The following is a 25,525-nucleotide window of genomic DNA, read 5'->3' on the forward strand; positions in this document are numbered from 1 at the left end:
CAATGTATGCTCGTTATGCACCTTCTCATGCACTGCGAGCGAGAACGCGCAGCTTGGAAGCGAGCATGTCGCGGTCTAGATAGGTGCCCTGCAAGTGACGTGCGCCGCTGTTGGGATCAAATTCGCGCCGTCCGTGGAGGACGCGGCGGTTATCGAACGCCACCATCTGGCCAGGTAATAAGGTGAACTCGATCTGGTGCGCTTCGCTGTGAAACAGCTGCCATAGAACGCGGTAGGCGCGGTACCAGGCGGCCATCTTGGACGTCGGCAGGTGTAGCGTGTCGCGAATCCAGTTGTTGAGGCGGATTTCGACAAGGTTGTCGTCAGCGTCGAGCTTGACCACCGGCTCACGCACCGAGATATCGTGAGTGTCATCCTGAAAGCGAAAATCGATCGCGGTTTCGCTCAGAATCTTCAGGGCTTCCGGATCCTGTTGGCGTAGGGCGTTGACCACGCGGGCGCCGTCGGCAAACAGTGATTGGCCGCCGCTTGCCTCGTTTTGCAGGCAGTAGAGCAGTTGAATATCCGGCGGCTGGCGCCAGTTGGGCAAATCGATATGCAACGGCAGGCCAACGGCGGTGTAGGCGGCATTGTTGGGGTTGGGCTTTGAGCGCACATCAAAGCGCGAACCGAAGTTGGTTGCCCGCTGGGGGCCGATACGCTCCGCCAGACGGCTGACTTCTTCCTCAACCAGCGGGCCCTCGGTGATTAGCGCCAAACCATCGCGCAGCATGGCGGTCAGCCAGGCTTTTTCGCCGTCGGGTGTCAAGAAATCGGCATGGCGGATGCGTTCAGGGGTGAACTGATCCCGCCAGGGGGCCAGCGATGGAACGGCCGTGGGGATCTCGGCTTCCGGGCGACGCTGGTAAAGCCAGCCGCTGTGGAAGGCGCTCTCGTGACCATCCTGCCAGGTCAGGTAGAGATGCCCCCCTACCAGTTCGATGGCCGGCGTTTCGCTGATATCCTCAAGCGGCAGGTACAAGCGCTCGCGGGTTTGCGGGTGCCGGCAGGCAGGGCAGGCGCAATGGTCCCGCAGCCACAGCAGCGGTAGCGTGGTGTGCTGGCCATCCTGCCATGCAAGGCGGATGCCCTCGTCGGTGGGCACCGCCTCAGTCAGTGATGGACCGTCCTGGTAGGGGGTTAATTCACCCATTTGGGGCGCTTGGTGTTGCTCTTCAGCGAAAACGGTACTGTTCATCACTTCCTCCCGGCATTGACTAGATAACGCCCTGCTAGGATGCGCAGTCGCAATGGCAGTGACAAACGATTAATCTGGCCCCTAAGACCCCATTCAGCTTATAGGTAGCTTTTTCATGAACGCGTTGCCGCCACTACTATGGCTACAAGCCTTTGAATCCGCTGCACGAACGCTCAGCTTTACCGCTGCAGGCAATGAGCTTGGGGTGACCCAGGCGGCGATCAGTCAGCGTATCCGGCTGCTGGAAGACCGTCTGGGGCAGAAGCTTTTCGTTCGCCATGCCCGCAGTCTTACCCTGAGCCCTGCTGGCCAGGCCTGGTTGCCCAGCATTCATGATGCGTTTGCGCGTATCAGCGAAGGTACGTCGGAAGTTTTCGGCATGACCAGTGAACAGCCGATCACGCTGCGCACGACGCCTATCATTCAGCAGTCGTGGCTAGCGCCCCGGCTGGTTCAGCTGCATCGTCAGCACCGCCACCTGTCGCTGCGCCTGGTCAGCGCTATCTGGCCGGATGACTTTGGTCCGGAAGGCGCGGATATCGAAATTCGCTATGGGCGAGGTGAGTGGAGCGGTGTCGAGATGTGGCCGCTTGGCGATGAGCAGCTATTGCCGGTGTGTTCTCCACAGATCGCCGAAGAACTTACCTCACCCGAGGCCTTGGCCGGGCATACGCTGCTTCATGCAGTGGGTTTTGGGGTCGGCTGGCCCGGCTGGTTGCAAACGGCGGGGGTGTCGCATCTGGAAGCACAATGCCACGCGCTGACCTGCGATAATCAGGTCATGACGCTGGCGCTGGCAAGCCAGGGAGGCGGCGTCGCGCTGACGCATCGTCGCTTGCTCGAGCAGCGCGATGATCTCGTGGCCCCGTTTTCGGTCAGCGTACCCAGCGAGGAGCGTTTCTGGCTTGTAAGGCCCAGCCGTCGTATCGTGAGCGAAGACGCTGAAACGGTATGGCAGTGGTTGATAAATGCGATTTAGAAGGAGAGTAAAGCGATGCCCCGGCCCGAACTACTCGAACAGATCTATACCATTGTCGATCAGATACCGGCGGGGCGGGTCACGACCTACGGGCGGATTGCGGCCATGACCGAAGGCGCGACCCCACGCATGGTAGGGTCGGCAATGCGTCATTTGCCGGACGGTCACCAGTTGCCCTGGCACCGGGTCATTGCCGCGTCGTTGAAACTGGCCGACCACGGCGGCGCAGCCCGCCAACATCAAAAACTGCGCGATGAAGGCGTGGCGTTTGATGCCAAGGGGCGCGTCCCTGCACACCTTGTCTGGCCAGACTAACGAGTCAGACTTCCGGATCGGAACAGCCCTCCGCGGGGGCGCTGTGACCCCATCCCTGGGCGCTACATTCGCCATCTGACCGCCATGGATGGCGGAAATGCCGGAAACGTCGGGAATAGTTTCCGGCCATGGCGAATAACCCCCGCTTCGAGCTGATTCCGATCCTACGAGGTGCTTAAAGCTTAAGCTGACTTCAAATCAGTCATCGAGATTGGCGCCTGACTTCCAGGACCAGTCGCGCCAGCGCAGGTCGAAGAGATCCTTGCGGCGGTCTTTCAGGTTGGTCACCGAGCCTTCGGCGCGCACCACGGTCAGGCGAGTCAGGTCCAGATCCGAGAAGAAGATCATCTCGGTATTGGGCGTGGTTTCCGCCAGTACCGCGTCATGGGGGAACGCGAAGTCAGAGGGCGAGAATACCGCCGACTGCGCATATTGGATATCCAGGTTCTCGATCGACGGCAGGTTACCCACGCTGCCGCACAGCACCACGTAGCATTCGTTTTCGATGGCGCGTGCCTGAGCGCAGTGACGCACCCGCAGGTAACCGTTTTTGGTGTCGGTCCAGAAAGGCACAAACAGAATGTCCATGTCCTGGTCGGCAAGCAGACGGCCCAGTTCCGGGAACTCCACGTCGTAGCAAATCAGAATGCCCACGCGGCCTGCGTCGGTATCGAACACCTGCAGATCGTCGCCGCCTTCGATGACCCAGTCACGGCGCTCCTGGGGCGTGATATGCAATTTCGACTGCTTCTCGACGCTGCCATCGCGGTGGAGCAGGTAGGTCACGTTATACAGCCGGTCATCCTCGCCGGTCTCGATCATCGAGCCGCCGATAATGTTGATGTTGTAAGACACCGCCATCCGCGAAAGCTCGGCGACAAAGCGCTCGGTAAAGCCCGCCAGAAAGCGAATCGCGCCCATCTGGTCTTGCTGGGCTTCTCGGTCCTGAAGCCCCATCAGTGGCGCGTTGAACAGCTCGGGGAAGACGGCAAAATCGCTCTGATAATCCGACAGCGCGTCCACAAAGTACTCGATCTGCTGTAATGCGGCTTCTACAGAAGAGAACTCGCGCATCTGCCACTGCACCGCCCCCACGCGCACCTGGGTCGGGCGGGTATCGAGTACGCTTTCCGCAGGCTCGAAAAGAATGTTGTTCCACTCAAGCAGCGTGGCGTAGCCCCGCGACTGCTCGTCTTCCGGCAGGTACTTGCGCAGCAGGCGTTTGACCTGGAAATCGTTAGCCAGTTGGAACGACAGAATCGGGTCGTAAATCTCTTTACGCGATACTTTATCGATGTACTGGGCCGGAGAGAGCTCATCAGAATGCTGGTGATATTCGGGAATTCGACCACCCGCCAGGATGGCCCGCAGGTTATGCGAACGGCACAGTTCCTTGCGCGCCTCGTAAAGGCGGCGACCCAGGCGGTAGCCCCGGTAGTCGGGATGAATCAGCACATCCAGCCCGTACATGGCATCGCCATCCTGATCATTACGGATGATCTCACGATGGCCGATCAGGTCGTCGTACTTGTGCGGGTTGGAGAACTCGTCGTAATCCACCTGAACGGTCAGCGCCACACCAACCAGCTTGCCATCGTCCTCGATGGCGATCTGGCCATCGGGAAACTCCTGAATCAGCTTGTCGATGGTGAGCTTCGGCCAGGCACCCCCGATATCGTGATACACCGCATCCATTAGCGTCTTCAGCTGTTCATAGTCATTCGTCGTCAGGTTGCGGAGATTAAGGTGCAGTTCTTCTAGGGACATTCATCACCCTTCATATAAAAAATAATGGCGATATGATATCACTCTTACCCGACCAGCAGGGGACAATGGCTCTGGCCTTGTCCCTGGGTGCTAACAAAAAAGCCCCGGCCAGGCGCCGGGGCTTCATGAGATAATGAGGCAGATAATTAATCTTCTGGATCGTTCGCAGAATCGACGCCATTATCTTCTGCGACTTCACCGTCTTTCAACTGGCCTTCAGAATTGGTAGTGCCATCATCTGGATCGTTGGCGCTGTCCGAGATGTTCTCATCTTCCACAACAGCTTCATCGGAGATCATTGCATCCGGCTCGGACTGACCGTCGTCTGGATCATTGGCGGATTCAACACTTTGTTCTGCTTCATTCAAATCATGATCTTTCATGTCTTCATGATGATCGGCAAATACAAAGCCTGACATCAATCCAAACGTGCCTACCAGCGCGACTGTCCTAATTACGTTTTTCATAGCAAATCCTTATGATCTGGTTAAGTGCTTTTTCATTCAAAGGTGTCTGACCATCGAATGCATGTATAACTTTAGTAGAGATATTTATTTTTTCAAGTATGAATTTCATTAGCCGCGTTTACGTACGTCAGCACCTTCACCCTTGAGGGCATAGGCCAAGGGCTGGGTCAGTGTTTGCGCCATGATGACGCCGGCCAATATCAGTAGCCCGCCGATAAAGTGGAAGCCCGCCACCTGCTCGCCCAGAAACGCCATGGCGATGAGGGCGCTGAATAGCGGCATCAAATTTATGAAAATACTCGCCTGGCTGGCGCCAATCTGGCGGACGGCACGCATCCATAGAAAGGTGGTGATGATCGATGCCGGGATACCCGCGTAGAGAATGAGCCCAATGTTTTGGCTATCCACCGGCGTCATCGGCCCCATCAAATAAGGCGGCAGCAGGAGCAGTACGGCAAAGCACACCTGGGCGTAAAGCATGACCCAGGGCGGTAGCTTCATTGACCAGCGCTTGAGCATCACGCCGTAAAGCGCATAGCAGGTGGCTGCTACCACCATAAGTGCGTCGCCATAGGCGACTTCCAGCTGTAGCAGCGAAAGCGGGTTGCCGCGACCCAGCAGAACGGTTACGCCGATAAACGCCAGGACCCCACCTGCCACGCCACCACGGGTCGGCGGCTCACGAAGAATCACCGCGCTTAGCAGCACGGTCAGCAGCGGCACCATCGCCGCCAGAATGCCCATGTTGGTCGCACTGGTGGTTTCCGCGGCGACGTAGGCCAAGCCTTGCCAAAGGCCCATGCCCAGTAGCCCCAGCAGAGCCAGTTTGGGCCAGTGGCGGCGGATTTCCTCGCGGTGGCGTATGGCGGCGGGTAGCACAAAAGGCGTCATCACCAGCAATGCCAGCAGCCAGCGCAAGAATGCGATGCTACTGGGGGCTATGGCGCCTACGGTCAACTGGTTGATGGTCATGTTCCCCGACCAGATCAATACAGTGGTCAGCGGGGCTAAAAAACAAATCAATGGCATAGCGCAGTCCCTTAAAACAGTCCCTTATCGTTAGCCGGGTAATGTGACGTCCTTTTGCAGAGTGAGCAAGACCCTTTCATCAGAACTTGTCCCCAGAACTTGCCCCCAGAACTTGTCATCAGAACCTGTCGCCAAAACAGGGACTGTACGTCATGGACAGGATGTCATACGCTTGTTTGAATAATCATCGAATAATCTTCTGGAGAACCGTGATGACTCGTGCGCCTGCCTATCCGCATCTTTTCCGCCCGATAACGCTGGGGCATTTAACGCTGTCTAATCGAGTGTTGATGGGCTCCATGCACACCAATCTGGAAGAAGCGCCCAATGGCTTTGAGCGGTTGGCCGCGTTTTATGCTGAGCGAACACGCGCCGGGGTCGGCCTGATCGTGACCGGCGGTATTGCCCCCAATGCCGAGGGCGCGGTATTCCAGGGCGCTAACGCGCTGACCGAAGTATCGCAATTGGCGGAGCATCGCCAGGTCGTCGACGCTGTCCACGCGGAGGGCGGGCATCTATGCATGCAGATTCTGCATGCCGGCCGCTATGCGTATTCGCCTGAACTGGTCGCGCCGTCGGCCATTCAGGCGCCGATCAACCCCTTTACACCGCGTGCACTGACCAGTGAAGAGATCGAGCAGCAAATTGCCGACTATGTGCGTTGCGCAAATCTCGCTCAGCAGGCGGGCTACGATGGTGTTGAAGTGATGGGCTCTGAAGGCTATCTGATCAATCAGTTTATCTGCCAGCGCACCAATCAGCGCGACGACGAATGGGGCGGCGATTTCGAGCGCCGGATTCGCTTTCCCATCGAGATCGTCCAGCGCATCCGCGCCGCCGTGGGCGATGCGTTTTTGTTCATCTTCCGCCTGTCGATGATTGATCTGGTGGAGGAGGGCAGCTCCTGGGAAGAAGTCGTCGCCCTGGGTAAAGCGATTGAGGCGGCCGGTGCTGATGTGATCAATACCGGCATTGGCTGGCACGAAGCCCGGGTGCCGACCATTGTCACCAGCGTTCCCCGTGCGGCGTTCAGCGAAGTGACCAAGCGGATGAAGGCGGCTCTGTCGATCCCGCTGATCACCACCAATCGCATCAACATGCCGGAGGTGGCAGAGCATGTACTCGCCGAGGGGCATGCCGACATGGTCTCGATGGCGCGGCCGTTTCTTGCCGATCCGGAATGGGTACGCAAGGCCGAAGCGGGGCTGGCCGACGAGATCAACACCTGTATCGCCTGCAATCAGGCCTGCCTCGACCACACCTTTGCGGGCAAGCTCACCTCCTGCCTGGTAAATCCCCGCGCCTGCCACGAAACCGAATTGACGCTTGAGCCTGCCCGCACGGCGAAGCGTATTGCGGTGGTCGGCGGCGGCCCGGCAGGCCTTGCAACAGCGGTGTCTGCTGCGAGTCGTGGGCATAAGGTGGTGTTGTTTGAGCGCCGCAGCGAGCTCGGCGGGCAGTTCAACTACGCCCGCAAGATTCCCGGAAAAGAGGAATTCAACGAAACGCTGCGTTACTACCGCGTGATGCTGAAAAAGCATGCCGTGGAGGTTCGCTTGAACACCGACGCTACGGTCGAGGCCCTGGCGGATTTTGATGACGTGGTGATTGCCACCGGCGTCATGCCCCGTGAACTGACGCTGCCCGGTGCCGATCATCCCAAGGTGCTGAGCTATGCCGAAGCGATTAAACACCCCGATCGCGTTGGCCCGACGGTGGCAGTGATAGGCGCGGGCGGTATCGGCTTTGATGTGTCTGAGTTGTTGGCCCACCAGGGGCACCCGACGCTTGATCTGGCCGCATGGTGTGAGGAGTGGGGCGTGGATCTTTCGATGGCTGAGCGGGGCGGTTTGAAAGCCCCTGCACCGCCAGCGTCGCCAAGAGAAATTGTCATGCTGCAGCGTAAAACCTCCAAGCCGGGTAAATACCTGGGCAAGACCACCGGCTGGGTGCATCGCGCGTCGCTCAAACAGCGCGGCGTCAAAACCCTCACCGGCTGTGAATACCTCAAGATCGACGACGACGGTCTCCATATCCGCCAGGAGGGGCAGGAACAGGTGCTCGACGTAGCCTCCATCGTGGTCTGCGCTGGCCAGGAATCGGTACGCGATTTGATCGCGCCGTTGGAGCAGGCAGGCGGCCGCGTGCATGTCATTGGCGGCGCCGATGAAGCCGCTGAGCTGGATGCCAAGCGCGCCATTGACCAGGGAACCCGCCTTGCGGCTTCCTTATAGCACTGAAATGGCGATAGACTGATGCATCCCTAGTTATTAAGTCTAACGAGTCGCTAACGGTGAGGGTGGCACCCAGCCCGCGCCGCAAGACCGTCAGATAAAAAAGGACGACCCACAAGGACTATCGCCATGACCTCGGAGTGTACCCCACGATTTTTGGCCAGTGATAACACCTCCGGTATTTGCCCGGAGGCCATGGAGTATCTGCTGGAAGCCAATCAAGCCGATGATCTAGCTTACGGCAACGACCGCTGGACAGCCCGTGCCGCCGATCGTTTTCGCGATATGTTCGACTTCGATTGCGACGTGTTTTTTGTCTTCAACGGCACCGCTGCCAATTCACTGGCCCTTTCCGCGATGGGGCGTAGCTACCACAGTGTGATCTGCCATGAGCTGGCCCACATTGAAACCGACGAATGCGGTGGCCCTGAGTTTTTTTCCAACGGTGCCAAGTTGCTGACGTCGCCGGGTGCCAACGGCAAGTTGACCCCGGAAGGCATTGAAGCGCTGGTCACCAAACGCAGCGATATCCACTATCCCAAACCCAAGGTCATTTCGCTGACCCAGGCCACAGAAGTCGGCACGCTCTATTCCCGGGAGGAGCTGCTGGCCATTCGGGCCATGGCGGACAAGTACGACCTGCGCCTGCACATGGATGGCGCCCGCTTTGCCAATGCCTGCGCCAGCTTGAACGCCACCCCGGCCGAGCTGACCTGGCAGGTGGGCGTCGACGCGCTGTGCTTCTCGGGTACCAAAAACGGCTTAGCGTTTGGTGAAGCCATCCTGTTTTTCAACCGTGAGCTGGCCGAGGATTTCTCTTACCGCTGCAAGCAGGCAGGCCAGCTGGCGTCTAAAATGCGCTTTGTTTCCGCGCCCTGGCTGGGGTTACTGGAAAGTGGTGCCTGGCTAACCAACGCCCAGCACGCCAATGCCATGGCAAGCTACCTGTCCGACGGCCTGCAAGCGTTACCCGGTGTATCGCTGATGTTTCCGACCCAGGCCAACAGCGTCTTCGTTGAATTGCCGCCCCGTGCCATCGAAGCGTTGAAAGCCAGAGATTGGGCCTTCTATACCTTTATTGGCGCCGGCGGCGCGCGATTTGTCTGCGCATGGAACACCACCGTTGAATTGCTCGACCAACTGCTGGCTGATATTCAGGACGTGCTCGAGTAAGCCAACCACCGACCTATCTACCTGGCGCCGCCGTTCTGGCGGCGCTGTGCGTTGGGCCTGTCAACGCAACTAATCTTCCCCTCTTACGCTCATATTATTAACGCCGCAGCGTTGAAGTTTGAGTCATCACATTTTGCTAATGCTGACTATGCTGATAAGCGACACCTCGTTTGGCACATCGCACCGATGTTGACTGCCTGGCGGTGACTGCCTGGGGATGGGCTACAGGAGAGTTCCATGAGCATCTTTGATCACGTTCAAGACCGTTTTGCCCGCGTTCAACAAGAGGACATGAGCCTTGAGGAGTACCTGGCGCTCTGTCGCCGTGACCCCAAGGTCTATGCCAGTGCGGCCGAGCGCATGTTGGAAGCCATTGGTGAGCCTGATGTCATCGACACCGCCAAGGACTCGCGTCTCTCGCGCATTTTTTCCAATAAAGTCATTCGGCGCTACCCCGCGTTTGCCGAGTTTCATGGCATGGAAGAAGCCATAGAGCAGATCGTGGCGTACTTCCGTCATGCCTCTCAAGGGCTTGAAGAGCGCAAACAGATTCTGTATCTGCTGGGCCCGGTGGGCGGCGGTAAATCGTCCCTGGCGGAGCGCCTCAAACTGTTGATGGAACGGATTCCCTTTTACGCCATTAAAGACTCGCCGGTGTACGAATCACCGCTAGGCCTGTTCTCGCCCGAAGAAGACGGCGAGCTGCTGGAAAAAGAGTACGGCATCCCCCAGCGCTACCTCAAAAGCGTTATGTCGCCCTGGGCGGCCAAGCGCTTGAAAGAATACGGCGGCGATATCTCCCAGTTCCGGGTGGTGCGTTTGTACCCGTCACGGCTTAACCAGATCGCCATTTCCAAAACCGAGCCCGGCGATGAGAACAATCAGGACATTTCGTCCCTGGTCGGCAAGGTCGATATTCGCCAACTGGAACTCTATTCCCAGGATGACCCGGATGCCTACAGCTTTTCCGGTGGTCTGTGCCGCGCCAACCAGGGGTTGATGGAATTCGTCGAGATGTTCAAGGCACCCATCAAGGTGCTGCACCCGCTGCTGACCGCCACCCAGGAAGGCAACTACAACCCCACCGAAGGTATGGGGGCGATTCCCTTTGACGGCGTGATCCTGGCCCACTCCAACGAATCCGAGTGGCAGGCGTTCCGCAATAATCGAAACAACGAGGCGTTTCTTGACCGGGTATATATCGTCAAGGTGCCTTACTGCCTGCGGGTCACCGAAGAAATCAAGATTTACCAGAAGCTGCTCGAAGACTCATCGCTTAACGCCGCGCCCTGCGCGCCGGATACGCTGCGCATGCTGGCGCAATTCTCGGTACTTTCACGGCTGAAAGTGCCCGAAAACTCGAGTATCTACTCGAAGATGCGCGTCTATGACGGTGAAAATCTCAAGGATACCGACCCGCGTGCCAAGTCGATGCAGGAATACCGCGACGCCGCCGGGGTGGATGAGGGCATGCAGGGGCTATCAACCCGCTTTGCCTTCAAGATTCTCTCCAAGGTGTTCAACTTTGACGGTACGGAAACAGCGGCTAACCCCGTGCATTTGCTCTACGTGCTGGAGCAGGCACTCGAGCGTGAACAGCTGCCGTCGGAAGTGTTCGAGCGCTACATCGGCTTTATCAAAGAGTTTCTGGCCCCCCGCTACGTCGAGTTTATCGGCAAGGAAATCCAGACCGCTTACCTCGAGTCCTACAGCGAGTACGGGCAGAATATTTTTGACCGCTATGTCACCTACGCGGACTTCTGGATCCAGGATCAGGAATACCGCGACCCCGAAACCGGTGAGCTGCTCAACCGCCAGTCACTCAATGAGGAACTGGAAAAAATCGAGAAACCGGCGGGTATCTCTAACCCCAAAGACTTCCGCCATGAAGTGGTCAACTTTGTGCTGCGTGCCCGCGCGCAAAATAACGGCATGAACCCAAGCTGGCAGTCTTACGAAAAGCTCAAAGGCGTGATCGAACACAAGATGTTCGCCAACACCGAAGAACTGCTGCCGGTGATTTCCTTCAACGCCAAGGCGTCGAAGTCGGATCAGAAAAAGCACGAAGACTTTGTCGCGCGGATGGTGGACCGTGGCTACACCGAAAAACAAGTGCGGCTACTCTCCGAGTGGTACCTGCGCGTACGCAAGTCCCAGTAGCGGATGCGCTTAAAAAGGAGGTCACATGACCTACTTCATCGATCGCAGGCCCAATGCCAAGCACAAGAGCGCGGTCAATCGGCAGCGCTTCCTGGAGCGCTACCGCAAGCATATCAAGCGCTCGGTGGAAGAGGCCGTCAACCGTCGCTCGATCACCGACATGGAGCGGGGCGAGAAGGTGTCGATCCCCACCAAGGATATTTCCGAGCCGGTGTTTCAGCACGGACCGGGCGGGGCGCGCGAGATCGTCTCACCCGGCAATAAGGAGTTTCTGGCGGGCGATAAAATCCACCGTCCGCCTGGCCAGGGCGGCGGCAGCGGGTCTGGTGAAGGCAACGCTTCCAATCAGGGTGAAGGCACCGATGAATTTGCCTTCACCCTGAGCCGTGAAGAGTTTCTGGAATTTGTCTTTGATGGGCTGGAACTTCCCCATCTGCAGCGCAAACCGCTCAAGTCGATGCAGGAAATCAAGATGGTGCGCGCAGGCCTGGCGCGGGACGGGGTGCCTTCGCGTATCAGCATTACCCGCTCGATGCGGGAAGCCTATGCCCGGCGAATTGCCATGCGCGCGCCTATCAAGCGCGCCTTGCGAGAAGCCCGGCAAGCGCTTGAGGCCGAGGAGCGTAAAGACCCGGTACTGCGCAACCCGGCCCGTATTGCAGAGCTCAAGGCGGAGATCGAGCGGCTCGAAAAACGCATTGAAGCCGTACCGTTTATCGATACCTACGACCTGCGTTACCACCAGTTGGCTGCGCAGCCCCAGCCCTCAAGCCAGGCGGTGATGTTCTGTGTCATGGATGTTTCCGGTTCGATGACCCAGAACCACAAGGACATCGCCAAGCGGTTTTTCCTGCTGCTGTACCTGTTTCTGGAGAAACACTACGAGAAAGTCGAGCTTGTGTTTGTCCGTCACCACACCGCCGCCCGGGAAGTCAGCGAAGAGGAGTTTTTCTACTCCCGTGAAACCGGCGGTACCATCGTGTCCAGTGCGCTTACTCTGGTCAAGAAGATCATCGACAAGCGTTATCCGGCAGAGCAGTGGAACCTGTATGTCGCCCAGGCCTCCGACGGCGACAACTGGGATGATGATTCAAACGTGTGCCGCGACTTGCTGGTCAAGCAGTTGATGCCGCAGCTCCAATACTATGCCTATGTGGAAATCACCCCTCACGACCACCAGTCGCTCTGGCAGGAATATGAGGCCGTGGCCGCTCGCTTCCCTGAGCAGTTTGCCATGCGCCAGATTATCGACGCCGGGGATATCTACCCCGTCTTCCGTGACTTGTTCAAGCGTCGTCTGAGTCAGCAGCACTGACCGCCCGTTGAGGAGTGCGCCATGAATGCCACCCACAAGCCGATTGCGACCGGTTCCGATTGGAACTTCAGCATACTGGAGCGTTTTGATGCCGAGCTGGCCCGGCTTGCCGACGAATACCGGCTGGATACCTATCCCAACCAGATTGAAGTGATTACCACCGAGCAGATGATGGATGCCTACGCCAGCGTCGGTATGCCAGTGGGCTATCATCACTGGTCGTTCGGCAAGCAGTTTCTAGCCGTCGAACAGGCCTACAAGCGCGGCCAGATGGGGCTTGCCTACGAACTGGTCATCAACTCCAACCCCTGTATCGCCTACCTGATGGAAGAAAACACCCTGATGATGCAGGTGCTGGTCATGGCGCATGCCTGCTACGGGCATAACTCCTTCTTTAAAGGCAATTACCTGTTTCGCACCTGGACCGATGCGGAATCCATCGTCGATTATCTAGTGTTCGCCCGCCAGTACATCGCCCGGTGCGAGGAACGCCATGGCGTCCAGGCGGTCGAGCAACTGTTGGACGCCTGTCATGCGCTGCAAAACTACGGCGTGGACCGTTACAAGCGACCGTCACCGATTTCGGCGGAAGAAGAAGCCAAGCGCCAAGACGAACGCGAGGCCTACCTGCAAACCCAGGTGAACCTGCTGTGGCGCACGATCCCTGATAGCCCGGAGGGCGAGCCTTTGCCCGGCAGCTTATCGCCTGAAGACGATGACCCGCTTGGGCTGCATAGCGGCGGCCGCTATCCTCCTGAGCCACAGGAAAACCTGCTCTACTTTGTCGAGAAAAATGCGCCGCTACTGGCCCCTTGGCAGCGCGAAATTGTGCGTATCGTGCGTAAACTGGCGCAGTATTTTTACCCACAGCGGCAAACCCAGGTCATGAACGAAGGCTGGGCGTGTTTTTGGCACTATACCTTGATGAACCGCCTTTACGACGATGGCAATGTCGATGAAGGGCTGATGCTCGAGTTTTTGCAGTCCCATGCGGCGGTCATTAACCAGCCGGCGTTTGATAGCCCTTACTACAGCGGCATCAACCCTTATGCCCTGGGCTTCGCTATCTTCATGGATATCAGGCGCATCTGCGAAGCACCCACCGACGAGGACCGCCAATGGTTTCCGGATATGGCGGGCTCGCCCTGGCGTGAAGCGGTTGAATTCGCGATGCGTAACTTCAAGGATGAATCGTTTATCCAGCAGTTCTTGTCGCCCAAGGTAATGCGCGACCAGAAGCTGTTTCTGGTGGTCGACGATGATCAGGAAGATATGCTGGAGGTGGCGGCCATTCACAACGAACAGGGATACCGGCGGGTACGCGATGCGCTGGCGACGCAATACGCGCTATCGGTGCGCGAGCCTAATATTCAAGTCGTGGAAGCGGCCATTCGGGGTGACCGTTCACTCACGCTGCACCACGTGCAAGACAGCCGCCGCCCGCTGGCACGCAGCGTATACCCGGTGATTCGGCACTTGCAGAAGCTATGGGGCTTCCCTGTCCATTTGATCTCAATGGAAGAGGGGCGCGTGACGCGTCGTTATCGATGGCCGGTGGAAGAAAGCGCTCAAGGCGAAGAGTGATGAGAGGGCATTAAGAATATGGCAGAGGCGCAGGGCGTCTCTGCCATTTTGGTTAGCCCTGAGCGACCCAGGACTGGCACCAGCCCGCTGGCTCGACGCTGTTTTCCGGGAAAAGCTGGCACCCCTCGTTACCGGCGGAGTAGAACATGCAGTTATTGCACCGCTGACCCTCTTCATAGGCCGGGTGATCGCTGGCATTCGATGCGTCTTCCACATAGTTCAATGCCTGAGCATTACTTGCTGAAGGGTCCAGACGCGGCAATTCTTGCGCAAAGGCGGTTTTGGACAGGATACCCGCGCCCAGCGGCAGGGCAGCAAGGCTGAGCATGCTGGAACGTATGAAGGCACGTCGGCTTTGGTTAGCCATGGTTGCTCCTAGTCGTCATTGACTGACGTATTGTCACGGTGTCTGTTATTGACGTTGCTTTTATTATACAGCGCTGAATGTAATCAGCGCCTAGTTGCATGCTAGCGGAACTCGTCGTGGAGTGCGAATAACCTGAACAAGGCAGCGACAATCGGTCACGCTGAGGGAACTGTATATTCCTAACTACGCCCGCTGCCAGGGCCCTGTTATACTCGTGCCACATCAGACCATATCCAACACCGACAGTTCATGAGGGCGCGATGCAAAACGCAGTCATCCTAATCAATACCGAGAAAGGTCAGGTCAAGGCCGTCGCTGAGCGCTTGGCGGATGTCGACGGCATCAGCGAAGTGTACTCGACCTGTGGCCGTTACGATCTGGTCGCTATCGCACGCACTCGCGACTTCGAGAGCCTTGCCGACCTGGTCACCGAACGACTCAATGCCGTTGAAGGCATCAGCGACACGGAAACGCTCAACGCCATGCAGGTGCACTCGCGCCACGATCTGGAAACCATGTTTTCGTTGGGTTGGTAACGCGCCCTGTTTAACAAAGGGCTGCTTTAAAGCAGGGCAGGGGAGTCGCGGGATTGGCTAAATTACGCTTGGGTTGGCGTCGGCAGGCGAGACGAATAGGGATTCTCGTGCTGTTTGTGGTGCTGGGCGGCGTGCTCTGGCAGTACCAGGAGCGCCAGCATCAGGATATGTACACTTGGCAGGGCGTGCCGACCTGGGAGGCGCTGAGCTTTACGTCCTTCCACCGGGTGCTGCGCAACGACGGTTTTCTGGTGGGCTGGTCGGACGTTCGCGTCAACCCGCTTTGGGTCAGCTATCAGGTCGCCGCCGTGGACGATACGCGCATCGGGTCACGTCCCGACTTTCGCCCCGATTGGCGGACGTTATGGCCGGTGGGCACTGACAGCTATTCCGGTAGCGGCTACGACCGCGGCCACCTGGCCCCCAACTATGCCATCGCCGCCGTTCATGGTCGCAGCGCGCAGCTCGACACCTTCTACATGAGCAACATGACCCCGCAACGGCCCAATTTGAACCGCCAGCTTTGGCAACGTTTGGAAGAAGCCGTCATGGATCATTTCGCGCCGCGTTTTGATCGCTTGCAAATCATTACCGGCCCCGTCTTTCCTGACAACTTTATGGATAACGCCTTTAACCGTGTGGGCTTGGTCGAAGTGCCCGAGGCGTTCTATAAAATCATTGTGGCGCCCAACGATGAAGCACCGCTGGCGCTGGCATTTATCATGCCCCAGAACGTGCGCGGCAACGAGCCACTGGACGACTACCTGGTCAGCATCGATGACATCGAAGCGCGTACCGGCCTGGACTTTTTCCATGAGCTGAATGACAACGTGGAGAGCGTTCTGGAAAGCGACATTCGCACTGACGGCTGGGCGCTGAAGGAGGTAGCGAAAAAGCCGGGGCGTTATCAATAAATAGCTTGAGAGATGAAATGATGCGGGCATTAACTAATGGTGCCCAGGAGAGGACTTGAACCTCCACGACCATACGGTCACTAGCACCTGAAGCTAGCGCGTCTACCAATTCCGCCACCTGGGCGCATCATGTTGTCACTTGCGGATTGTGTTCGATTGGTGCCCAGAAGAGGACTTGAACCTCCACGACCATACGGTCACTAGCACCTGAAGCTAGCGCGTCTACCAATTCCGCCACCTGGGCGAACACAACTTTTCTACACCAATCAGCCTTGTGGAAAGGGGATAACACAAGTTTGATTGGTGCCCAGAAGAGGACTTGAACCTCCACGACCATACGGTCACTAGCACCTGAAGCTAGCGCGTCTACCAATTCCGCCATCTGGGCAAGTGGCGCGTATGATACCCGTGTATTGGCTAAATGCAAGCGTTAGGCAGGGGTTTTTGACGTCTAAATACGAGAATCATTGCCAAGGTGGTTGGGTGATGGCCTCCACGGCGCTATAATGCGTCCATGACCAAACAAAACATGAAATTTTTCAGCCGAGTGAACGCTGAAAGCTCCTATCCGCGGCATGCAATGCACGCGCTTTTTTTACGCCTCCCGCCAACGCAAGCAAGGATGTTGATCGCATGAAGTACTGGACATTAAGTGATGATCCGCACGCAGAGCGCGAGGCGCACAAATACGACAACCCTGCGCCGAGCCGTGAGTATTTACTGGCGGCGCTGGAGCAGCATGGTAAACCTGTTACCCACGAAGACATGAGCCAACTGCTGGGTCTGGAAGACGAGGACCACCATGAAGCAGTGCGCCGTCGGCTGGCCGCCATGGAACGCGACGGCCAGGTGCTGCGCGACCGTCGTGGTGCCTACGCGCTGATCAACAAGCTCGACCTTGTCAAAGGCAAGGTGCTTGGTCATCGTGACGGCTTCGGCTTTCTATTGCGCGATGACGGCAAGAAGCCAGACCTGGTATTGCCGCCGCGCCAGATGCGTCGCGTGTTCCATGGCGACCACGTGCTGGTGAGAATCAGCGGCCGTGACCGCCGTGGTCGCGATGAAGCCACTATTGCCGATGTCATCTCACGCAATACGCAGACCATTGTGGGTGTTTACCGCAGTAATACGCCGGAATTCGGCATTCTGATTCCGGAAAATCCGCGTATTACCCAGGAAGTGATTATCCCGCATAGCGCCTGTAACGGCGCTAAAGACGGCCAGGTCATTTCGGCCAAGATCGTCAAACAGCCCGAAACCCGCGTGCAGCCGGTTGGCGAGGTGATTGAAGTTCTCGGCGAGCGTATGGACCCGGGTATGGAAATCGATATTGCCATTCGCAGCTATGAGATCCCTGCTGAGTTCCCGCCGGAAGTGCTGGATCAGACAAGCGGTATTTCGGCAGAAGTGCTTGAAGACGACAAGCAGCATCGGGTCGACCTGCGTGACACGCCGCTGGTCACCATCGATGATGAATCCGCCAAGGATTTCGACGATGCGGTCTGCGCCTGGAAGACCAAGTCGGGCAGTTGGAAGCTGCTGGTGGCCATTGCGGATGTTTCGCACTATGTTCGCCCCGGCACGCCGCTTGATGACGAAGCCCGCAAGCGGGGCAACTCGGTGTACTTTCCAGGCCAGGTAGTGCCGATGCTGCCGGAGTTGCTCTCAAACGGCCTGTGCTCGCTAAACCCGCACGTCGATCGCCTGGTGATGGTTTGCGAGATGAATATCTCGAAAACCGGCGCTATCAGCCGCTATCGTTTTTACGAAGCGGTGATGAACTCGCACGCCCGCCTTACCTATAACAAGGTGGCGGCGATCTTGGATAAGGAAAGCGAAGAGGGCAAGGCGCTGCGCGAGGAGCACGCGAAGCTCGTCAAGCCGCTGGAAGACCTTCGTGAACTTTATCAGTTGCTGCGTGAAGCACGTGAAGAACGCGGCGCGATTGATTTTGATACCACTGAAACAGAAATCATCTTCAACGATGAGCGCAAGATCGAGAAAATCGTTCCGCGCACCCGTAACGATGCGCACAAGATGATCGAAGAATGCATGCTGGCGGCCAACGTCGCCACCGCACGCTTTCTGGATAAGCATGACTTGCCTGCTCTGTACCGTATTCACGAGCGGCCCACGCCCGAGCGGCTTGATAAACTGCGCCTCTTCTTGAACGAGCTGGGGCTTTCGGTAGGCGGTGGCGATATGCCAACGCCTCAGGACTACCAAGCGCTGCGTGAGACGATTACCGGCCGTTCAGACTTCGATATCATCCAGACGGTCATGCTGCGCTCGATGAATCAGGCGGTGTATTCGCCGCAGAACGAAGGACACTTCGGCTTGGCCTATCAGGCCTATGCACACTTTACCTCGCCGATTCGTCGCTATCCTGACCTGCTGGTGCACCGCGCTATCCGCTCGGTGATTCGCGGGCCGCGCCAAACCAATACCGTGCTGCGGGTCGAAAGTGCCCCGGTTGAGCCGCCTAGTAAATGGTGCCCGTACACCTTCGAGCAGATGCTCGAGTTGGGCGAGCACTGTTCAATGACCGAGCGCCGCGCGGATGATGCCACGCGCGATGTGGAGAGCTGGCTCAAGTGCGAGTTCATGTCCGACAAGCTGGGCGAAACCTTCGATGGCACCATTGCCTCGGTGACACAGTTCGGTCTGTTTGTTCGCCTGGATGCGTTCTATGTTGAAGGGCTCGTGCATGTCACATCGCTGCCCTCCGACTACTACCACTACGAAGCTGAAAAGCATCGCCTGAAGGGCGAGCGCACCGGAACCACCTATCGCCTTGGCGATGGGCTGAGTGTTCAGGTGGCGCGCGTGGACATGGACGACCGCAAGATTGATTTCGCGCTGACCGACGAAAAGCCACGCCCACGCCGACAGCCGCGCAAGAAGCCATCAAACGAAGGGGCCAAGGCTGGCAGCAAGGGCGATCAAGAAAAGCCGAACAAGGACAAGCCCGATACACGTCGTGGCCCTCGTCGCACGCGTAAAGGCCCGCGTAAGCCATCACCGAACAAGGGTTGAGCATGAAGTCGCCAGCCTCGCAGAAGCGCCCGAACACCCCGGATGGCCTCGACCAGGTGTACGGCGTTCACGCCTTGCAGAGTCTGCTCGAGCGCGGTGAAGCCCCCAGGGAAATCTGGGTACAGCAAGGCGTTGGCAATCGACTCAGCGAACTGCTGACCCAGGCGGGTGGCCAGGGCGCGCGCATCATAGAGCACCCGCGTGCCGTGCTGGACCAGTTGACCCAGGGGGCTTCGCATCAGGGTGTGGTAGCCTTTTGTCCGCCGCTGACACCCGAAAACGAAGAGTCGCTGTGGCTCAAGCTGCGCGCATGGCCAGCGGCAGCGCCGCCGTTACTGCTGGTGCTGGATGGTGTCACCGATGTGCATAACTTTGGTGCCTGCCTGCGAAGCGCGGACGCCGCCGGTGCGCATGGTGTCATCGTGGCGAAAGACAAGGCCGCGCCCTTGAATGCGACCGTTCGCAAGGTTGCCTGCGGCGCGGCCGAGGTGGTGCCAGTGTATCAAGTTACCAACCTGGCCCGCGCGATGGAAAAGCTTAAAGCGTCGGGGGTATGGATTACCGGTACCGCCGGTGAAGCCGATGCCAGCGTTTACGACATTGACATGTCGGGCCCGACCGCACTGGTCATGGGGGCAGAGGGCAAGGGGATGCGCCGTTTGACCCGTGAGGCGTGCGATAACCTTGCCAAGCTGCCAATGGCCGGGCAGGTGTCGAGTCTGAATGTGTCCGTTGCGGCCGGTATCTGTTTATTTGAAGCGGTACGCCAGCGTCAGCTTGCAAGTTAACCCGACCACCACTAAACTGCATGCGCCCATTTGCCTGGCAAATGGGCGTTCGTTATTCTGCTTGATGCCAATGCCATTGAATCGTCGATGTGCGACGGCATTTCAGTTAACTCCTTGCTTCTATGTCGCGTTGCCTAGTGCTTGCGCATAAGAAGCTGTCAAACCGCAAGGAGATCCCATGCGTCATTACGAAATCGTGTTTATGGTCCACCCGGATCAAAGCGAGCAAGTCCCCGCCATGGTCGAGCGCTACACCAGCCTCGTCACTGAAAGCGGCGGCACTGTGCATCGCCTTGAAGATTGGGGCCGTCGTCACCTGGCTTACCCGATCAACAAGATCCACAAAGCCCATTACGTGCTGATGAACGTTGAATGTACGGGTGAGACGCTCGACGAAATCGAGAATATCTTCCGCTTCAACGATGCCATCATCCGCAGCCTGGTCGTGCGCTGTAAAGAAGCCGTGACCGAAGCATCGCCGATGATGAAGCCGGCAGAAGAGAAGCGTCCGCGTCGCGAAGAAAAGCCGCGCGCTGAAGCTGAAGAATCTGAATCCGAATCTGAATCTGCCTGATTGCATTCACTCCACGTAACCTAAGGAGCTTATTCCATGGCACGTTTTTTCCGTCGCCGTAAGTTTTGCCGCTTCACTGCCGAAGGCGTCAAGCAGATCGACTATAAAGATCTCGACACGCTGAAGGCTTACATCACCGAAACCGGTAAAATTGTTCCAAGCCGCATTACCGGCACCAAGGCCCGCTACCAGCGTCAGCTGGCAACGGCTATCAAGCGTTCGCGCTACCTGGCGCTGCTGCCCTATTCCGACAGCCACCAGTAAGCGCTTAACGTGATGCTAGCACTGGCGCGATGGCTAATGCGTGGTACGCCCTACGCCGCAGGCGGGGCAGCGTTGGCCACCTTCGTGCCCTGGCTGTTTTGGCTGGGTGCCGCAATCAGCGCACTGGTAACGCTTCGCCGCGGTTTCGCACAAGCCTTGCCTGTCACCATCGCGGCGGCACTGCCAGCCGGGATGTGGTGGGTGCAGGGCGATGTGATTCCGCTGGCCAGCATCTTGCTGGTGACGTTGATGGCCGTTGTTCTGCGCGAGCGCATGCGCTGGGGTGAAGCCCTTATTCTGGGCGCGATTGCCGCCGCCGTGATGGTGCAGTTGGGTATCTTCAGCCCACCGGCGGGCACCGAACAAATGCTCGAACAGTTACGCCAGGGCTCGCAAGAAGTTGATCGGATGCTCAACGAGTTTGCCGATCAGGGCTACGATACCCAGCAATTAGCCGGGCTTGTCGTCGGTGGCGTGACAGGGTTTGTGGTGCTGCTTGCCGCGATTGCCTGTCTGGCACTGGCACGTAGCTGGCAAGCAGGGCTTTATAACCCGGGTGGTTTCCGTGAAGAGTTTCATGGGCTGCGTTTAGCACCCAAGGAACTGATCGTGCTGATTGTTTTAAGTGTTATCAGCATGGTGCTGGGCATCTCCGCGTTGGCGATGCTGGCCTGGATACCGCTGCTAGTGGCTGGCATTGCATTAGTGCATGGTATTGTTGGATTAAAGGGGATGAACGGGCTGTGGCTGGTAGCGTTCTATGTGCTGCTGATCACGACCTGGCCCACGATTCTCATTGTGCTGCTGTTGGGGCTGATAGATACATTCGCGAACATTCGCGCACGCCTTGCCCGCAGCAATTGACTAGAGGTTTACGAGATGGAAGTCATTCTGCTCGACAAAATTGGTAAGCTGGGCGGCCTAGGTGACAAAGTCACTGTGAAGCCTGGTTATGGTCGTAACTACCTGGTGCCTTACGGCCTGGCAGTACCGGCGACTAAAGATAACGTTGCGGCGTTCGAAGCCCAGCGTGCTGAGCTCGAAGCCCAAGCGGCCGAGCGCAAGGCAGAAGCCGAAGCACGCGCTGAACAGCTCAACGACATCGAACTGTCGTTGGTCTCTAAAGCGGGCGAAGAAGGCAAGCTGTTCGGCTCAATTGGTCCTCGCGACCTGGCAGACGCGATTTCGTCTGCTGGCATCGAGGTTTCCAAAAGCGAAGTGCGTATGCCGCTGGGCCCGATTCGCCAGACCGGCGAATACGACATCGCGCTTCACTTGCACGCTGAAGTGGATGCCGCTGTACGCGTCGTCGTCGTCGCAGAGTAATCACTGCACGACGGGCAACGTCTTAAAGGGCGCGGGGATTTCCCCGCGCCCTTTATTATTTATAAGCAGTCATTATTGGTAGACAGGCTTTGCTGGAAGGCAGTCGAACGTGACGCTTACGGTAGTGATTGCGATCATCGGCGGCTAAGATATAGCGTTTATTGGCGATGCCGTCGTGTTTAAAGGAGCTCGTTATGCAGGACCAGCCACCCGCTGACCAGGAAACGGCAGCGCTCAAGCTGCCACCCCACTCGCTAGAGGCAGAGCAGTCAGTACTGGGCGGCCTGATGCTGGACAACCAGGCTTGGGATGGTATTTCCGACCGCTTGGTGGCTGACGATTTCTATCGCTACGAGCATCGCCTGGTGTTCAACGTGATGATCCACCTGGCGGAGTCCGGTCAGCCGATGGACGTCGTGACGCTCTCTGAAGCGTTGGAAGACCGCGACCAACTGGACACCGTGGGCGGGCTGGCCTTTCTGGCGGAGCTTGCGAGAAATACCCCCTCGGCGAGCAATATTCGCGCCTACGCGGATATCGTCCGCGAGCGGGCCACGCTGCGCAAGCTGATCCGCGCCGCCAACCAGATCGCCGAAGGGGCCTTTGCCCCCCAGGGGCGTCCTGCCGATGAGTTGCTGAACGAAGCCGAGCGGCTGGTCTTCCAGATCGCCGAAGAGCGCCCGAAAACCGGCGGCCCGATTGGCATGAGCGACCTGTTGACCAAGGCAGTCGACCGCATCGACGAGCTCTTCAACCTCAAAGGTCAGATGACCGGCTTATCGTCGGGCTTTCGCGATCTCGATGAAATGACATCGGGGCTGCAACCGTCCGACCTGGTCATCATCGCCGGAAGGCCCTCGATGGGTAAGTGTCTGATGAGCGGGTCGCGTCTGGTCGACCCAGACAGTGGTGCGTTGGTCACCATTGATGAGCTAGTGGCTCGTCAACAAGCGCCGCTTCTGACGTTAACCGATGATTTTAAGCTGAAGCAATCCCGTGCATCGGCGTTTGTCGATGACGGGGAAAAACCCGTTTTCCGTGTGCGTACGGCGACAGGAAGAGAAGTGGCGACAACGCTGACGCACCCGTTTTTAACCGGTGATGGCTGGCAGCCGCTGGAAAAGATAGCTGTTGGCGAGCGCATTGCTGTGCCCCGTGAAATACCGGTGTTTGGCCAAGAATCAATGCCTGAACATCAAGTTAAAATTTTGGCGTTCATGTTGGCCGATGGCGGCACAACACAAACCTGTCCCATGTTTACCAATAATAGCCCGGAACTTCGTGCTGAATTTACCCAAGCGGTGAGCCATTTTCCTGGCGTCACTTGTCGTTTGGTTGAAAATGCTGACAAAGGTGCTGACCGAACGCCTTCATTGCGGGTGAGTCGGGATGCAGCCCGCTTTCACCCCTTGAGAGAGCGGTTTTCACAAGTACTGCATGAGACGCTGCAGACGCAGAACATGACCGGGGAGGCGCTTGCCGGGTTGCTAAACGTGAGTAAAGCAGCAGTGAGTGCCTGGTGTAATGGAAACTCTGTGCCCGCTCAGGCAACCTACATGCGTCTTTGCGAGACGTTGAACATGCCCTTGGCGAGTGACAATGCTGAGTTTGACTATAGCGCTGTGGCTAAAAATGCGCCAAACCCCGTAAGGCAGTTTCTTGAAGCGCACGGTGTGTGGGCAAAAAAAGCACTGCACAAGCGCATGCCAGAGTGCATATTTCGTCTACCTAAGCAGCCGTTAGCCTTATTTCTTAACCGTCTTTTTGCCTGTGATGGTAGCGCCTTTGTACAGGCCAATGGCCAGGGTCGCATCAGCTACGCGTCGTCAAGCCGTGAACTGATCCGCGATGTACAGCATTTGCTTCTGCGCTTTGGTATTTTGAGCAAAATTCGTGAGAAGCAGAATCACTATGCCAATCTGCGCCAACCACCCTGGGAGCTTGAAATACTCGACCAGGCAAGCCAAAAACGTTTCATCCAGGACATTGGTATTTATAGCAAAGAGCAGGCATTAGAATCGCTTAGCGCCTGTATCAACCCGAAACGCGCGCACAGTAACCGCGATAGCTTACCCAAGTCGGTCAATCGCTATGTGCTGGCCAAGAAAGGCGAGCGTTCCTGGCGCGAGCTGTTCGCGAAATTGGGTAACCCCTTGCCGGTTGGTTATAACGCGCATTTGTCAGGCCGGAGTGAGCGCTGTCTATCGCGTCACCGAGCTGCCGAGTTTGCCCATCTGCTCGGGGGAGACGTGTATCTCGAAAATTTAGCGTCATCCGATATTTATTGGGATGAGGTTGTTGCCATTGAGCCGCTCGGCTTGCAGCAAGTCTACGACTTGACGGTAGACGATACCCATAACTTTGTTGCGGAAGATATCTGTGTTCATAACACCACCTTCGCGATGAATGTGGTCGAGCATGCCGTCATTGCCAGCGATAGACCGGTGATGGTGTTTTCCATGGAGATGCCGGCTGAATCGCTGATGCTGCGGATGTTGTCATCCCTGGGACGTATTGACCAAACCCGCGTGCGTACCGGGCAACTGGAAGACGAAGATTGGCCGCGGCTGACCTCCGCGGTGAATCTGCTGAAAGATAAGCAGCTGTTTATAGATGATACGGCGGCGCTGTCGCCTAATGAAATGCGCTCTCGTGTTCGCCGTGTCGTGCGCGAGCACGGCAACATGGCAATGATCATGATCGACTATCTGCAGTTGATGCAGATCAGTGGCTTTTCCGAAAACCGTACCGGCGAAATCTCTGAAATTTCGCGTTCGCTGAAAGGTCTGGCGAAAGAATTCAACTGCCCGGTCATCGCCCTTTCGCAGCTGAACCGCTCCCTTGAGCAGCGTCCCAACAAGCGTCCGGTCATGTCCGATCTGAGGGAATCGGGCGCCATAGAACAGGATGCGGACGTTATCGCCTTCGTTTACCGCGATGAGGTCTATAATCCAGACAACCCCGATAATCAGGGTATCGCCGAGTTGATTATCGGTAAGCAGCGTAACGGTCCTATCGGCACCGTGCACATGGCCTTTATCGGCCGCTACACGCGCTTTGAAGATTTGGCGCCAGACAGTTACGGCGAGGCCTTCGGGGACTAGGTGAGTGATTAGTCGCTTGAGCCTGGGCAGCAAGCTCGTATAATGCCCGGCCCATTAGCAAACAGAACGGGAGCACAGCATGGCAGGTGGTTTTCGGCGCGGTAATCGTCAGCGTCTACCCAAGTTAGAAGCGCGCGGCGAGTTGCAGTCCCTCGAGCGAGAAGGGCCCTTCAAAGAATGGCTGGGCATGCCCGATCTGTACCGCTATTACATCGAGGTCGACGGCGAAAAATACAGCTACCAGACGGAAGACTCAGAGTTGCCGGTAAAAGTGGGCGATAAAGTGGTGTTTCGTTACAAGCAGACCAAGGCGGGCAACTGGATCGATCGCAATTCGCTGGGCAAGGCGATTGACCCCTCCGAATACCAATAGCAAAGAGCGGATGGTTAGGAAC

At 57.4% G+C, this 25,525-nt stretch carries 22 protein-coding genes and 3 tRNA genes; 17 read left to right on the forward strand and 8 right to left on the reverse strand.

The window, feature by feature from the left end; genetic code table 11:
- Positions 1-25 precede the first annotated feature (25 nt).
- Complete coding sequence (locus HXW73_RS04780; RefSeq protein ID WP_240538712.1) at positions 26-1,198, reverse strand: TauD/TfdA family dioxygenase; 1,173 nt, start codon at positions 1,196-1,198, stop codon at positions 26-28.
- A 115-nt stretch (positions 1,199-1,313) separates the two neighbouring features.
- On the opposite strand from HXW73_RS04780, the gene HXW73_RS04785 reads away from it, so the two are divergent.
- Positions 1,314-2,177, forward strand: a complete 864-nt coding sequence (locus tag HXW73_RS04785) for a LysR substrate-binding domain-containing protein (RefSeq protein WP_186255147.1) — start codon at positions 1,314-1,316, stop codon at positions 2,175-2,177.
- 15 nt (positions 2,178-2,192) lie between these two features.
- Entirely contained in the window at positions 2,193-2,492 is a 300-nt protein-coding gene (locus tag HXW73_RS04790) for an MGMT family protein (protein WP_085919828.1), read from the forward strand.
- A 198-nt stretch (positions 2,493-2,690) separates the two neighbouring features.
- On the opposite strand, the gene HXW73_RS04795 is transcribed toward HXW73_RS04790, so the two are convergent.
- The 3 genes from HXW73_RS04795 to HXW73_RS04805 form a co-directional block, all read right to left on the reverse strand.
- The gene (locus HXW73_RS04795) at positions 2,691-4,259 is read right to left on the reverse strand and encodes a bifunctional GNAT family N-acetyltransferase/carbon-nitrogen hydrolase family protein (RefSeq protein WP_186255148.1); all 1,569 of its coding nucleotides are present in this window, start codon (positions 4,257-4,259) and stop codon (positions 2,691-2,693) included.
- Between the two features lie 146 nt (positions 4,260-4,405).
- Complete coding sequence (locus HXW73_RS04800; protein WP_186255149.1) at positions 4,406-4,726, reverse strand: hypothetical protein; 321 nt, start codon at positions 4,724-4,726, stop codon at positions 4,406-4,408.
- Positions 4,727-4,834: 108 nt separating this feature from the next.
- Positions 4,835-5,755, reverse strand: a complete 921-nt coding sequence (locus tag HXW73_RS04805; RefSeq protein ID WP_186255150.1) for a DMT family transporter — start codon at positions 5,753-5,755, stop codon at positions 4,835-4,837.
- Positions 5,756-5,967: 212 nt separating this feature from the next.
- Here HXW73_RS04805 and HXW73_RS04810 point away from each other — a divergent pair, with 212 nt between their 5' ends.
- From HXW73_RS04810 to HXW73_RS04830, 5 genes are all read left to right on the forward strand, one after another.
- Positions 5,968-7,989: an NADPH-dependent 2,4-dienoyl-CoA reductase gene (locus HXW73_RS04810; RefSeq protein WP_186255151.1), complete on the forward strand. Its 2,022-nt coding sequence runs from the start codon at positions 5,968-5,970 to the stop codon at positions 7,987-7,989.
- A 129-nt stretch (positions 7,990-8,118) separates the two neighbouring features.
- Positions 8,119-9,162: a threonine aldolase family protein gene (locus HXW73_RS04815; protein WP_186255152.1), complete on the forward strand. Its 1,044-nt coding sequence runs from the start codon at positions 8,119-8,121 to the stop codon at positions 9,160-9,162.
- Between the two features lie 237 nt (positions 9,163-9,399).
- The gene (locus HXW73_RS04820) at positions 9,400-11,322 is read left to right on the forward strand and encodes a PrkA family serine protein kinase (protein WP_186255153.1); all 1,923 of its coding nucleotides are present in this window, start codon (positions 9,400-9,402) and stop codon (positions 11,320-11,322) included.
- A gap of 25 nt (positions 11,323-11,347) precedes the next feature.
- Positions 11,348-12,637, forward strand: coding sequence for a YeaH/YhbH family protein (locus tag HXW73_RS04825; protein WP_186255154.1), 1,290 nt, complete (start codon positions 11,348-11,350; stop codon positions 12,635-12,637).
- 21 nt (positions 12,638-12,658) lie between these two features.
- Positions 12,659-14,221 (forward strand): SpoVR family protein, encoded by a 1,563-nt coding sequence (locus HXW73_RS04830; RefSeq protein WP_186255155.1) that lies wholly within the window; start codon positions 12,659-12,661, stop codon positions 14,219-14,221.
- 52 nt (positions 14,222-14,273) lie between these two features.
- On the opposite strand, the gene HXW73_RS04835 is transcribed toward HXW73_RS04830, so the two are convergent.
- On the reverse strand, positions 14,274-14,588 hold the full coding sequence (locus HXW73_RS04835) for a high-potential iron-sulfur protein (RefSeq protein WP_186255156.1): 315 nt from the start codon (positions 14,586-14,588) through the stop codon (positions 14,274-14,276).
- A 260-nt stretch (positions 14,589-14,848) separates the two neighbouring features.
- Between HXW73_RS04835 and HXW73_RS04840 the strand changes: the two genes are divergently transcribed.
- Both HXW73_RS04840 and HXW73_RS04845 read left to right on the forward strand, forming a co-directional pair.
- Positions 14,849-15,124 carry an Lrp/AsnC family transcriptional regulator gene (locus tag HXW73_RS04840; RefSeq protein ID WP_027338179.1) on the forward strand — a complete coding sequence of 92 codons (276 nt, stop codon included), beginning with the start codon at positions 14,849-14,851 and terminating at the stop codon, positions 15,122-15,124.
- A gap of 53 nt (positions 15,125-15,177) precedes the next feature.
- Positions 15,178-16,038: a DNA/RNA non-specific endonuclease gene (locus tag HXW73_RS04845; protein ID WP_240538713.1), complete on the forward strand. Its 861-nt coding sequence runs from the start codon at positions 15,178-15,180 to the stop codon at positions 16,036-16,038.
- 37 nt (positions 16,039-16,075) lie between these two features.
- Here HXW73_RS04845 and HXW73_RS04850 read toward each other — a convergent pair.
- From HXW73_RS04850 to HXW73_RS04860, 3 genes are all read right to left on the reverse strand, one after another.
- Positions 16,076-16,162, reverse strand: a tRNA-Leu gene (locus HXW73_RS04850).
- A gap of 33 nt (positions 16,163-16,195) precedes the next feature.
- Positions 16,196-16,282, reverse strand: a tRNA-Leu gene (locus HXW73_RS04855).
- Between the two features lie 57 nt (positions 16,283-16,339).
- A tRNA-Leu gene (locus tag HXW73_RS04860) sits at positions 16,340-16,426 on the reverse strand.
- A 245-nt stretch (positions 16,427-16,671) separates the two neighbouring features.
- On the opposite strand from HXW73_RS04860, the gene rnr reads away from it, so the two are divergent.
- The 8 genes from rnr to HXW73_RS04900 all read left to right on the forward strand — a co-directional run bounded on the left by rnr (position 16,672) and on the right by HXW73_RS04900 (position 25,503).
- Positions 16,672-19,074: a ribonuclease R gene (gene rnr, locus HXW73_RS04865; RefSeq protein WP_186255157.1), complete on the forward strand. Its 2,403-nt coding sequence runs from the start codon at positions 16,672-16,674 to the stop codon at positions 19,072-19,074.
- 2 nt (positions 19,075-19,076) lie between these two features.
- Positions 19,077-19,862 carry a 23S rRNA (guanosine(2251)-2'-O)-methyltransferase RlmB gene (gene rlmB / locus HXW73_RS04870; RefSeq protein ID WP_186255158.1) on the forward strand — a complete coding sequence of 262 codons (786 nt, stop codon included), beginning with the start codon at positions 19,077-19,079 and terminating at the stop codon, positions 19,860-19,862.
- Between the two features lie 178 nt (positions 19,863-20,040).
- Positions 20,041-20,436, forward strand: coding sequence for a 30S ribosomal protein S6 (rpsF, locus tag HXW73_RS04875; RefSeq protein WP_186255159.1), 396 nt, complete (start codon positions 20,041-20,043; stop codon positions 20,434-20,436).
- Between the two features lie 36 nt (positions 20,437-20,472).
- Positions 20,473-20,700, forward strand: a complete 228-nt coding sequence (gene rpsR / locus HXW73_RS04880; protein ID WP_009097135.1) for a 30S ribosomal protein S18 — start codon at positions 20,473-20,475, stop codon at positions 20,698-20,700.
- A 12-nt stretch (positions 20,701-20,712) separates the two neighbouring features.
- The gene (locus HXW73_RS04885; protein WP_186255911.1) at positions 20,713-21,564 is read left to right on the forward strand and encodes a hypothetical protein; all 852 of its coding nucleotides are present in this window, start codon (positions 20,713-20,715) and stop codon (positions 21,562-21,564) included.
- 15 nt (positions 21,565-21,579) lie between these two features.
- Complete coding sequence (gene rplI / locus HXW73_RS04890; RefSeq protein WP_186255160.1) at positions 21,580-22,026, forward strand: 50S ribosomal protein L9; 447 nt, start codon at positions 21,580-21,582, stop codon at positions 22,024-22,026.
- A 287-nt stretch (positions 22,027-22,313) separates the two neighbouring features.
- On the forward strand, positions 22,314-25,130 hold the full coding sequence (gene dnaB, locus HXW73_RS04895; protein WP_240538759.1) for a replicative DNA helicase: 2,817 nt from the start codon (positions 22,314-22,316) through the stop codon (positions 25,128-25,130).
- A gap of 79 nt (positions 25,131-25,209) precedes the next feature.
- Positions 25,210-25,503 (forward strand): hypothetical protein, encoded by a 294-nt coding sequence (locus HXW73_RS04900; RefSeq protein ID WP_066321721.1) that lies wholly within the window; start codon positions 25,210-25,212, stop codon positions 25,501-25,503.
- The last annotated feature ends 22 nt before the right edge of the window (positions 25,504-25,525 follow it).

Source organism: Halomonas sp. SH5A2 (assembly GCF_014263395.1).
Lineage (GTDB): Bacteria > Pseudomonadota > Gammaproteobacteria > Pseudomonadales > Halomonadaceae > Vreelandella.

Excerpts from the sequence above, each read along its gene's own strand:
- HXW73_RS04780 (WP_240538712.1), bottom strand. The coding sequence starts at position 1,198 with ATGAACAGTACCGTTTTCGCTGAAGAGCAACACCAAGCGCCCCAAATG.
- HXW73_RS04785 (WP_186255147.1), top strand. The coding sequence starts at position 1,314 with ATGAACGCGTTGCCGCCACTACTATGGCTACAAGCCTTTGAATCCGCT.
- HXW73_RS04790 (WP_085919828.1), top strand. The coding sequence starts at position 2,193 with ATGCCCCGGCCCGAACTACTCGAACAGATCTATACCATTGTCGATCAG.
- HXW73_RS04795 (WP_186255148.1), bottom strand. The coding sequence starts at position 4,259 with ATGTCCCTAGAAGAACTGCACCTTAATCTCCGCAACCTGACGACGAAT.
- HXW73_RS04800 (WP_186255149.1), bottom strand. The coding sequence starts at position 4,726 with ATGAAAAACGTAATTAGGACAGTCGCGCTGGTAGGCACGTTTGGATTG.
- HXW73_RS04805 (WP_186255150.1), bottom strand. The coding sequence starts at position 5,755 with ATGCCATTGATTTGTTTTTTAGCCCCGCTGACCACTGTATTGATCTGG.
- HXW73_RS04810 (WP_186255151.1), top strand. The coding sequence starts at position 5,968 with ATGACTCGTGCGCCTGCCTATCCGCATCTTTTCCGCCCGATAACGCTG.
- HXW73_RS04815 (WP_186255152.1), top strand. The coding sequence starts at position 8,119 with ATGACCTCGGAGTGTACCCCACGATTTTTGGCCAGTGATAACACCTCC.
- HXW73_RS04820 (WP_186255153.1), top strand. The coding sequence starts at position 9,400 with ATGAGCATCTTTGATCACGTTCAAGACCGTTTTGCCCGCGTTCAACAA.
- HXW73_RS04825 (WP_186255154.1), top strand. The coding sequence starts at position 11,348 with ATGACCTACTTCATCGATCGCAGGCCCAATGCCAAGCACAAGAGCGCG.
- HXW73_RS04830 (WP_186255155.1), top strand. The coding sequence starts at position 12,659 with ATGAATGCCACCCACAAGCCGATTGCGACCGGTTCCGATTGGAACTTC.
- HXW73_RS04835 (WP_186255156.1), bottom strand. The coding sequence starts at position 14,588 with ATGGCTAACCAAAGCCGACGTGCCTTCATACGTTCCAGCATGCTCAGC.
- HXW73_RS04840 (WP_027338179.1), top strand. The coding sequence starts at position 14,849 with ATGCAAAACGCAGTCATCCTAATCAATACCGAGAAAGGTCAGGTCAAG.
- rnr (WP_186255157.1), top strand. The coding sequence starts at position 16,672 with ATGAAGTACTGGACATTAAGTGATGATCCGCACGCAGAGCGCGAGGCG.
- rlmB (WP_186255158.1), top strand. The coding sequence starts at position 19,077 with ATGAAGTCGCCAGCCTCGCAGAAGCGCCCGAACACCCCGGATGGCCTC.
- rpsF (WP_186255159.1), top strand. The coding sequence starts at position 20,041 with ATGCGTCATTACGAAATCGTGTTTATGGTCCACCCGGATCAAAGCGAG.
- rpsR (WP_009097135.1), top strand. The coding sequence starts at position 20,473 with ATGGCACGTTTTTTCCGTCGCCGTAAGTTTTGCCGCTTCACTGCCGAA.
- HXW73_RS04885 (WP_186255911.1), top strand. The coding sequence starts at position 20,713 with ATGCTAGCACTGGCGCGATGGCTAATGCGTGGTACGCCCTACGCCGCA.
- rplI (WP_186255160.1), top strand. The coding sequence starts at position 21,580 with ATGGAAGTCATTCTGCTCGACAAAATTGGTAAGCTGGGCGGCCTAGGT.
- dnaB (WP_240538759.1), top strand. The coding sequence starts at position 22,314 with ATGCTGGACAACCAGGCTTGGGATGGTATTTCCGACCGCTTGGTGGCT.
- HXW73_RS04900 (WP_066321721.1), top strand. The coding sequence starts at position 25,210 with ATGGCAGGTGGTTTTCGGCGCGGTAATCGTCAGCGTCTACCCAAGTTA.